Source organism: Komagataeibacter swingsii (assembly GCF_003207895.1).
Classification (GTDB): domain Bacteria; phylum Pseudomonadota; class Alphaproteobacteria; order Acetobacterales; family Acetobacteraceae; genus Komagataeibacter; species Komagataeibacter swingsii.
The window spans coordinates 132,548-138,967 of record NZ_NKUB01000008.1 but is presented as its reverse complement, the minus strand read 5'-3'; the positions used below and the strand labels follow the sequence as shown (position 1 = coordinate 138,967).

At 61.5% G+C, this 6,420-nt stretch carries 9 protein-coding genes; 6 read left to right on the top strand and 3 right to left on the bottom strand.

The window, feature by feature from the left end:
- The 3 genes from CFR76_RS18220 to hpxZ form a co-directional block, all read left to right on the top strand.
- A partial coding sequence (locus CFR76_RS18220) for a hypothetical protein (RefSeq protein WP_208623957.1) occupies window positions 1-204 on the top strand: 204 nt, incomplete at its 5' end.
- An 89-nt stretch (window positions 205-293) separates the two neighbouring features.
- Window positions 294-746, top strand: coding sequence for a hypothetical protein (locus CFR76_RS08490; protein WP_110556734.1), 453 nt, complete (start codon window positions 294-296; stop codon window positions 744-746).
- Between the two features lie 28 nt (window positions 747-774).
- Window positions 775-1,164 (top strand): oxalurate catabolism protein HpxZ, encoded by a 390-nt coding sequence (hpxZ, locus tag CFR76_RS08485; protein ID WP_110556733.1) that lies wholly within the window; start codon window positions 775-777, stop codon window positions 1,162-1,164.
- Here hpxZ and CFR76_RS08480 read toward each other — a convergent pair whose 3' ends face one another.
- The gene (locus CFR76_RS08480) at window positions 1,165-1,992 is read right to left on the bottom strand and encodes a hydroxyethylthiazole kinase (RefSeq protein WP_110556732.1); all 828 of its coding nucleotides are present in this window, start codon (window positions 1,990-1,992) and stop codon (window positions 1,165-1,167) included.
- A 172-nt stretch (window positions 1,993-2,164) separates the two neighbouring features.
- Between CFR76_RS08480 and CFR76_RS08475 the strand changes: the two genes are divergently transcribed.
- Together CFR76_RS08475 and CFR76_RS17995 are read left to right on the top strand one after the other, a co-directional pair.
- A complete protein-coding gene (locus tag CFR76_RS08475) occupies window positions 2,165-2,662 on the top strand; it encodes a hypothetical protein (RefSeq protein ID WP_208623956.1) in 498 nt (165 codons plus the stop codon).
- A gap of 56 nt (window positions 2,663-2,718) precedes the next feature.
- On the top strand, window positions 2,719-2,856 hold the full coding sequence (locus CFR76_RS17995) for a hypothetical protein (protein ID WP_167402084.1): 138 nt from the start codon (window positions 2,719-2,721) through the stop codon (window positions 2,854-2,856).
- A 109-nt stretch (window positions 2,857-2,965) separates the two neighbouring features.
- Here the strand turns inward: CFR76_RS17995 and CFR76_RS08470 are convergent, their stop codons facing one another.
- Window positions 2,966-4,666 (bottom strand): thiamine pyrophosphate-binding protein, encoded by a 1,701-nt coding sequence (locus tag CFR76_RS08470; RefSeq protein ID WP_110556744.1) that lies wholly within the window; start codon window positions 4,664-4,666, stop codon window positions 2,966-2,968.
- A gap of 207 nt (window positions 4,667-4,873) precedes the next feature.
- Between CFR76_RS08470 and CFR76_RS08465 the strand changes: the two genes are divergently transcribed.
- Window positions 4,874-5,347 carry a hypothetical protein gene (locus CFR76_RS08465; RefSeq protein ID WP_244191838.1) on the top strand — a complete coding sequence of 158 codons (474 nt, stop codon included), beginning with the start codon at window positions 4,874-4,876 and terminating at the stop codon, window positions 5,345-5,347.
- 70 nt (window positions 5,348-5,417) lie between these two features.
- Here CFR76_RS08465 and glk read toward each other — a convergent pair whose 3' ends face one another.
- A complete protein-coding gene (gene glk, locus CFR76_RS08460; protein ID WP_110556730.1) occupies window positions 5,418-6,386 on the bottom strand; it encodes a glucokinase in 969 nt (322 codons plus the stop codon).
- Window positions 6,387-6,420: the final 34 nt, after the last annotated feature.

The following is a 6,420-nucleotide window of genomic DNA, read 5'->3' as shown; positions in this document are numbered from 1 at the left end:
GCTCAAGAAGTTTCCTCAGCGCCGCCGGTGAGTGCGGATATAGGTCCCGCTCCAACAACCGTCAATCTTAAAATCACAAAAAAACAAAAACTTTCATCCGCAAGACATGAAAATCGCGGAAAACCGGCAAATTCCAATATCATTCAAACGGGGACCAGTTTGCCGGGCATACGGAATCGGTCTCTCCCTGCCCTGCCAGCATAAATCCTATCCATTTTAAGATGGACGCATGGCGATGGATTTTGGGACATACCCTCTGAATTATTACAACATATTGCCGCAAGCAGGTTCCCATGCCGAAATCACCGACCAACACCTCCCTTCTCCATAAGGTCAACGATCATGTCGCGGTGCGCATGACGATCATATTCGGGAGCATCTGGTGCGTTTATGCATTCCTGGTCTTTTCCCTTATCCCGTTGGCCGCCCCCGCGTGGCAGAATACGCTGCTGTATGTAAGCAACTGCATCCAGTTGGTTGCGCTGCCTGCCCTTATGGTGGGCAATGCGGTACTGAGCCGGGGCACCGACCAGCGCGCGGCGGAAGACCATGCCGCCCTGATCGAAATCCTGAACGATGTCCGTTCTGAAGTGTCCGAACTGAAAACCGTGACCAACGATCTGGCGCGCAAGACGAATGAAGCCGTCAACCATCCGCCATCGGAAGTCGTGTCGTTTTCCAATGAAGCTGTTATCAATGTAACGGAAAACGAAGCGCATGAGGCAGCCCTTCCCGCCAAGGGATAAAGCTGCCGGCATATTTTATGGAAACATCATGTCCCCTGCCCTGAACCGCCCCGAAATCATTGCGGAACTGACCGTGATGTCCGACCGCTATGAAAAGGCGCTTGGCGATAATGACATCGCGGAACTGGACGCCCTGTTTTACCATGGCCCCGAAACAGTACGGTATGGGGTTGGGGAAATGCTGTACGGATTTGATGAAATCGCGGCCTTCCGCCGCAATCGGGCAGGTGGCTCCCCCCCGCGTGCTGTACTGCGCCGGCATATTACGGCGATCGGCACCGATACCGGCACGGTTGATCTGGAATTCCGTCGTCATGGTGGCGAACGTATCGGCCGGCAGAGCCAGACATGGATCCGCACCCCGGATGGATGGAAGATCATTGCCGCCCATGTCTCCCTTATGGCCGATATTTCCTGATCAGACGTCGGCACCTGCCGTAGCGGAATCCTGCAATCGCGACAGGGCATCGACAAAACCGGTGGCGAAGGATGCCGGGCCGCCTGCATCCCGGGCCGCGATTTCAGCCGCCCGTGCATACAGCGCGTGAACGGCTGCCACCGCAACCAGCCTGTCCGATTCCTTTGGAACAGTTGCCAAGGCCGCGGCAACAAGCCCGCCCAATGCGCAGCCTGCCCCTGTCACGCGCGTCAGTAGCGGGTGGCCGCCCGGCACAATAATATGTCGCCCATCGGGGGCGAGGATATGATCTTCCGGTCCACTGATAGCCACGATCACCTGATGGCTACGGGTCAGCGCCTGCCCCATTGGCACCGCCTGCGCGATCGAAGCCGTGGTTTCGACACCCCGCGCCGTCGCAGCCCCCCCGGCCAGCGCCACGACCTCGCTGGCATTGCCCCGGACCACGGCAGGTGTTCTGGCAGCCAGCGTGCGGATGATGGCGTCGTATTCCCCCACGCCCGCCCCCATGGCCACCGGGTCCAGCACCCATGGCACATGGGCTGCATTCGCGGCATCCACGGCGTCCAGCATATCGCGTGCCGTACAGTTGATCAGCCCTGCTGCATTGACCCACATTGCCCCGGCCTGCCCCCCGAAACCGGCCGGCCAGCCCGGCGCGGCCCCGATGGCGGGGGCCGCGCCCGCCGCCAGCAGCACATTGGCGCTGAGAGTGGCCGCGACATAATTGGTCAGCCCGTAGACAAACGGGGCCTGCGCCCGGATCCGGCGCAGGACGGGGCGGCAGTCCGGATGGTCATAATCCATGGACAGTGTTGCGGCATGCATCTGCGCTCGCTCCTTTCCCACGCATCCAGGCGATGGGTCGCCTGACACTGACAGGGGTTGCCTTTTGGTGGTAATCGACTGAAAACAAAGAATGCCCCCGGTCAATCATGCCGGGAACCGCGTGCATTCCACAGATGGTTTACCAGCCGCCATATCGTAGCAGGAACATACCGTGCGACCAGCTTTCCTTTATGCCCCTGTCATTCTTGCCGCAGGACTACTGGCCACCCATTCCGCATGGGCTGCGGATGCGCTGGGACAACCAACCGCCAAAATCTGTTTCACCCTGCGCGATGCCGCCCTTGCGGGTGGGTATTCATGGGGCAGGGGACGCCTTTATTTCGGTAACCATTCCTATCCGGTCAAGATTACCGGCGGCGGGGCGGTTGGAATCGGCTACAGCAAGCTGAAGGGCGAAGGGACGGTGTACAACCTTGCCCGCCTGTCGGACATCAATGGCACCTACTGGTCCGTGCGGGCGGAAGCGACCATCGCCCGGGGCCGCAATGTCGCGGTGCTGGACAACAACCATGGCGTGGACATCAAGACGACCATGCGCACCAGCGGCGCGCACCTTGCCGCCGCCGTCATGCGGCTGACGCTGCGTGTGGACCCGGGCCGGGAACGGGTTGATACCCCTCCGGCCACCTGCTCCTTCCCCATTCATTAAGAGACTGTTTGAAAAGTCAGTTCATGATAGCCCTTTAAAATTAAAGGAAGTTTTTGGTGAAGCTTTTTGCAAAAGCTTCGAAAGAACGCCGCCTTTTTGAAAAAAGGCAGCACCCAAAAACTTTTATTATTTTTTATCAATGGGTTGTTTTCAAACAGTCTCTAACAGACAGTCGGGACAGCCTGCCCTTGTAGCATTGTGATGCTTTTTTTAAACCAGCATCACCTGCCGCCTTGTGTAAAAAAGGCAGCTCCAAAAAATTTTGTTTTTTTAATAGTTTACGAAAAATCAAGCCGGTTTCCCCTAGATCGTGCTGATCACGATCTCCACCAGGTTGGGACGGCCGGACGCCATCGCGGCCTGTATGGCCGGGGCGATGTCCCCCGCGCGCGTAATCAGGCACGAGTCCAGACCATAAGATGTCGCCATGGCCTGATAGTCGATCGGCGGATCGCGCAGGTCCATTGCCAGGAAGTTTCCCTCCCGCGCGGAAACGTAATGTGTCTGCCCGCGCATGAACCCTTTCAGCACGTTATATTCGCGGTTGTTCATCACCACGAAGGTCACGGGCAACTGTTCATGCGCCGCCGTCCACAGGGCCTGTGGGGAATACAGCGCCGCCCCGTCCCCCACCAGGCAGACAACCGGTTCACGCCCCAGCCCCAGCGATGCCCCGACCGCCGCCGGCATGCCCCAGCCCAGTGCGCCACCGCGCAGGAAGGAGTACTGCGCGGCCCAGTCACTGTCGAGGAACATGCGTGTATAGGAAGATGTCGCAATCGCCTCATCCACAATGGCGACCTGCGGGCCAATGGCGCGCACGACTTCATGGGCGGCAACGCAGGGGGCGATGACCGGGTCGTCCCGGTGCCGGGCAACCAGTGTTTCCGCCTCCGTCCGCCTGCCCGCCCGCGCGGCGGTGACACGCGCGCGGGCCGCACTGAATTCCGCCTGGCGGGACTGTGTCGCCTGTTGCAGCAGCGGGATCAGCACATCAAGTGACGCGCGGATATTGCCCACCAGTGAAAGCGGGGTCTGGAACGTGCGCCCCAGATCACGCACATCAGCCGAGACCTGATAGACCGCGCAACCCGGCGGCACGGGGGAGCCTTCCGAATACAGGATGGTAATCAGCGACTTGCCGCCCAGCGCGAAGATCGCATCATAATCCAACAGCCTGCGGGCGATATCGGTTGCGCGCGTTGGCATGTTGCCCGCCCATAACGGGCAGGACGTCGCAAACGGGATACGCGATGGCCACGACGCGCCATAAACCGGCGCGCCAAGGATCCCGGCCACTTCGGCCACCTGTGCCGCCGCATCCGCGCCATGCACCTCATCCCCCGCGATGATCGCAAGCCTGCCCGGCGCGATACCCGCCAGCGCACGGGCCAGATCCGGCAGGCCGCCGGCTATGGAATCGCGATTGATGATGGATGGGGAACCGACATCAACATCGCTGGGTTCCTCCATCACATCCATGGGCAGGGACAGGAAAACCGGCCCGGAGGGGGCAGCCATCGAATCGTTGAAGGCGCGCCGCACCAGTACCGGCAACTGGTCCGCATGCAGGACTTCCTGCGCCCATTTGACCGCGGGCGTCGCGATGCTGACCAGATCGCCAAACAGCAGCGGGTCGGAAATGGTATGCCGCGAATCCTGCTGCCCCGCCGTCACCACCAGCGGCGTCTGCGATACGCTGGCGTTCAGCAGGTTACCCATGCCATGCCCCAGCCCGCCCGCAGTGTGCAGGTTCAGGAAGCCGGGGCGTCCTGCCGCCTGCGCATAACCATCCGCCATGGCCACCACGCTCGCTTCCTGCAGGGCGAGAATGTATTTCAGGTCCGGGCGACGCTGGAGCGCATCAATCAGGGGCAGTTCCGTCGTGCCGGGATTGCCGAAGATATAGCGAACCCCCTCACTTTCCAAAATTTCCAGCAGGATGTCGGCTCCGCGCCGCCCCCCTGCCCGCCGTGCTGCGACCTCAAGCGGTGTAATGGCCATGCTGTCCTCTGCGTGCATTGACGGTCAGGCCATCGCACCACGTTTTCGGGATCGGGTCCACCATGGGGCGAACAGGGCAGATGCCTTTTTTATCCAGTCGGCCCATGCGCCCGCGCGGAGATAATTTTTCGCATCCGGACGGGGATAATCTTACACTTTCAATTGACCCCATTACCGGACGTGAAGATGATGCACTGACACTCAGCCATGAAAGTGAGCCCTTTGCCCGCTGACGGTCCCGCCACCCTGTCCACCCCCACCATCGTTCCCGACGGGAACCATGAATGGGCGACACCCGTCCCCACCATGATCGACGCCCTGCACCACAGCGGCATCATCACCGCGCACCATGTTGCGGCGGCCCGGTTCTGGGCCACGGATTACCGGATTGGCGTGATGGGACAGGAAGACCCGTATCTGGACCGGACATCACTGGGCCTGTCCGTGCGACCGCTGAACGGGCGCATGGGGTCAATCAACCGCTACAGGTATATTCACGACATCATCGGCAACCGCTACGAGCGGATCCTGATCGCCACCATGATCAACAACCAGTCGCTGGAAGAAATCGCCAGCCACGTCCACTACGATCCCCGGCACATGGGCAGCGTGCTGGCGCTTCTGCTGGATTTCCTGACCCGGCATTATGACGCCATGCCCGGCCACCTGTGGCGCGGCTGACCCGTAAGCCAGGCCACCCGGAATGAAAAAAGGCGCCCCGGCATGACCGGGGCGCCCCAACTGGTTCAAATCAGCGATAGGCTTCGGCAAAGGCCGCCGCCGCGCCCAGCAGGCCGGGCTGCGGGTATGTAATCAGCTTGACGGGCATTTCCGCCATCATGCCTTCGAACCGGCCCTTGGCCACGAAGCGTTCGGCAAAGCCGGAACTGGGCAGGTGCTGGGCCAGGCGCAGGCCAAGGCCACCGGCAATCACAACGGCGCTGCCGCCCTGCGCCAGCGCAAGGTCGCCCGCGACCGTGCCAAGGCTGAGGCAGAACCGCTCCAGCGCGGCGGCCGCCACCGGGTCCGATCCCTCCAGCGCCATGGTCCACAGCGCCTTGTCATCACGCGCCTTGACCGACAGTTCCCCCATTTCGGCAATCGCCTCGTACAGGTTGAGCAGCCCCGGCCCGGACACCACGCGTTCCACCGACACGCGCCGGTAGCGACGGCGCAGCACGGTCAGGATACGGTCCTCAAGCGGGTCGAGCGGGGAGAAATCGATATGCCCGCCCTCGGTCTCGCACACGAAATAACCGTTCTTGCGCCGCACGATATAGGCGGAACCAAGGCCCGTGCCCGGCCCCACGACGGTAATGACACCCTGTTCGGGCAATGGCTGGTCGGGGCCGCAGATATGCTGCAGGCTGTCTTCGCCCACCTGTGCCACGGCATGGGCCACGGCACCGAAATCATTGACCAGGATCAGTTCGTCCACCCCCAGCTTGACCGGCAGCCACGCGGGCTGGATGACCCACGGGTTATTGGTCAGCTTGAGGATGTCGCCCTTGATCGGGCAGGCCACGGCGATGCCCGCGGCCCTGGGCAGGGGGCGGTCAACCACGCGGGCAAAGGCTTCCCATGCCAGTTGCAGGCTGGCGTGGTCGGCACATTTCAGGGTCGTGGCTTCCCCCAGCGTGACAACCCGCCCCTGATCAACCTGGGCAATGGCGAAACGCGCATGCGTGCCGCCAATATCAACTGCAACGATCTCTTTCATGTCCGGTCACGCTCCGTGGCCATACGGCAGCTCC